The organism is Acidobacteriota bacterium, assembly GCA_012517875.1.
Taxonomy (GTDB): domain Bacteria; phylum Acidobacteriota; class JAAYUB01; order JAAYUB01; family JAAYUB01; genus JAAYUB01.
In genome coordinates, this window is sequence record JAAYUB010000038.1 from 1 (window position 1) to 3,116 (window position 3,116).

Below are 3,116 nucleotides of genomic sequence, written 5' to 3' on the forward strand. Positions count from 1 at the left end.
AACTCGCAGCCGAACTCCTCGTAGGTGTCGGTGGCCGCGTCCTCGAGGTAGGTGTCCGCCCGGCGGATGAGGCGGGTGGCGGGATCCACCAGCAGCTTGAGCCAGCGCGACGCGTCGTGCTTCTGCCAGATCTTGAGCACCCAGTACTCGCGGCCGTCCCACGCGACGGGGTCGGGCAGGAGCTGGGCCGCCAGTTGCCCGGGCGGGTACGCCAGCAGATTGCACAGGTCCAGCTCCAGGCGGCGCTGGTGCCGGGCGACCTCCCGCCGCTCCAGGTGGCGGCGGCGGACGGTGAGCCGATCCACCCCTTCGGCGTCCCACCACTCGGCGGCATTGCAACCGAGGGTGACGGTCTCGCCGGCCAGGGTGACCACCTGCTTGAACTTGTCCGGCTTCTTGTAGAGGATCTCGATCCCGGCGTCCGACACCTCGTCGTCGTAGAAGTACCGGATCGTCCCGGTCAGCCGATAGCTGGTCAGCGACTGGACCGCCGCGCGCTGGCCGTAGGCGGTGAGCACGGTGTCGAACACGCCGCGGCCGGCCTCGTCCTGGGCGGCCAGGAACGGGCCGCCGGCCAGCAGGCCCACGAGCAGGACGGTGATTCGGATGGCAGGGTATGATTGCATGGTCGTCTCCTCCTAGAACCCGAACGTGTTCTTGGTCAGGCCGAGGTTGTCGAGGTCCAGGTTGATGTTCGTGAACTTGAAGCAGAAGCTGTTCACGCTGACCGGGAACGCGCTGCTTTTGGTCCAGGTCTGGTTCAGGCCCAGCCCCTGGATCTTGTAGCCGGTGGACTTGAACGTGAACTGCAGGTAGCCCCACTGCTCCTTGGGGACGGTGAGCCGGATGGACTGGGTGGCCTTCCGCACGCCGGCGTAGTAGTACTCCATGAACAGGTAGTACCCGTACAGCTTGATCTTGTAGTAGGTGGTGCCGACGTTGCCATTCTCGCCGATGTTGGCGCCCAGATAGATCTCGAAGACGTGGTTGTCGGGTTGCAGCGGCGCGTTGTGGAAGTTGAGCAGGACCCGGAAGCTGCCCGTCTGGCTGGGGCTGGCGTAGGCGTACCGGTTCGAGAAGAAGGCCGGGTTGCGGAAGTCGATGTAGGTGACATGGACGTCCTTTTCCACCGGCCGGTACTCGACGACCTGCGATGTCGCGCCGTAGTACGGCCGGCCGTGGAAGTCCGTGTCGAAGGCGTCGAAGAAGTCGTTCTGCTTGGCGAACTTGTCGGCCAGAACCCCGGCGCTGGTGCCGACGCTGCTCCACAGCCCCTTGTCGTTTTTCACCCGGACCGACACGTAGTAGGTCTGGCCGTCGGCCGCGGTGAAACTCGCGTTGATCGTCCCGCCGGGCGGCGTGATGGTCCCCGTGGTCCACGGCCGGGTGTTGCTGCCGCCGGGCGTGGTCCCCACGGCGTACTGGTACTGGGCGAGGAGGGACTGGGGATCGGTGGACGCGTAATAGATGACGGGGGTGGCCAGGCCGGTATTCGGATCCCACGCCTCCAAATATCCCTTGCCCTCGCCCACGACCACCACCGGCTGGGACGGCGGCGTGTCGTCCAGGGGGACCGGGTCCACGGAACCGCCCTGGTGATAGAAGTAATCCCACGCCAGGTTCTGCTGATAGGCCAGGAGGCGGACCTGGTAGATGTCGATGGCATGGCCGGCGGAATCGTCCAGGATGAAGTCGGCACCGAACGCGCTCACGTACAGTCGGGAGATGTCCGGGTTGGCGCCGTTGTCGATGAACTCATGCTCGACGAAGAACAAATAGTCCTGGCCCTGGACGATCTGAGCGCTGGTGGCTCCGCTGGCGACCAGACAGCCGTTGACATATTTCCGGAAGGAGTGCCAGCAGATCTCGTTCGCCTCGTACGTGAACCGCAGCACGTAATAGCCTTGGAGACCCTCCAGGCGCACCTCGAACCAACTGTCGCTGTCGTAGGCGGCTAACGGCCGGAGGACCGCCTCGAACGTGAACTTGGGCGCGGGGCGGAGCTTGCGCTTCAACCCGGCCAGTCCGGAGCCGGGGGCGATGATCACGGAGTCGGTCGCCGCGTCATAGGTGATGGACTGGTAGGCCGGATCGTACTCCTTTTCCAGCACGCCGCTGTCGAGGGGGCCCGAATCCATGAAGTCGCCGGATTCCGCGGAGTAGACCAATCCGGACACGTATTGGAAGGTGGCACTGGTGATGGGCGCCGGGGTCACCGCCATGGACGTGTTGGTGGCCGTGACGCAGAGGCGGTAGGTGTGCCCCTCCAACAGGTTGGCGTTGGGGAGGACGAACCGGCCGGCCGCGCCCTGCGTCCAGCGGTAGTCCGGCGCCCCGCCGGCGGTCTCGTCCTTGAGCCCGATGCGGTAACAGGCCACCGCGGAGTCCGGTTCCGCCGCCTCGGGGAAATTCACCAGCAGCACCTGCTTCGAGGCGATGACGGGGAACTCGTCGGTCGGCTGGTGGTAGCTCAGGACGACGGTCGCACCGGCCGGAAATTCCGGCGGCGTGGCATCAACGTAGGTGGTGGCCGAACGCTCGACGGACGGCGCACTGGCGTTGCCGGCGGTGTCCACGGCCACCACCTGGTAGTAGTAGGTCACGCCGTTGAGCAGGCCGTCGTCCACGTACGTGGTGTCCGCGCCCACTGCGGGGGCGCACAGGGCGATCCGTTTGTCTTCGCCCGCCACGAATCCAGGGTTGGTATCCCGGTAGATGTGGAACTCGGCCAGCCGGCCGCAGTCGGCGCCGGTCATGGTCAGGCAGATGGACTGGTAGTCCAGAGTTTGGGCCGACTTGAAATTGATGGTGGGGGCGATGGTGTCCACAGCGTGAACAGTCACGGCCAGCGTCCCCGACTTGAAATCGAGTGCGAGGTCATCCGAGCAGAAGTTGTCCACCCGGGCGCGGTAATAATAGGTGGTGTCCTGGGTGACGCTCTTGGTCTGCCAGATGATGTTGCCCTGGCTGTACACGGGGGTGGCGGTGAAGGTGGCGAACGACGGATCGGTGCTCTCGTCAAGGTACATCTGGTTGAGCGAACTCCAATTCTGACACCCCGCGACGAGTTTGTACGGCAGACCGCTCACGGCACAGGCGCTGCCGGTGAGGCTCAA

General features: G+C 65.1%; 2 protein-coding genes. Both read right to left on the reverse strand.

Translation table 11 applies throughout. From position 1 onward, the window contains the following. Positions 1–626, reverse strand: a 626-nt coding sequence (locus tag GX414_05345; GenBank protein ID NLI46514.1) for a hypothetical protein, incomplete at its 3' end; no start/stop codon positions are given. A 12-nt stretch (positions 627–638) separates the two neighbouring features. Next, positions 639–3,116: fibronectin type III domain-containing protein (locus GX414_05350; GenBank protein ID NLI46515.1), on the reverse strand; the 2,478-nt coding region annotated here is incomplete at its 5' end.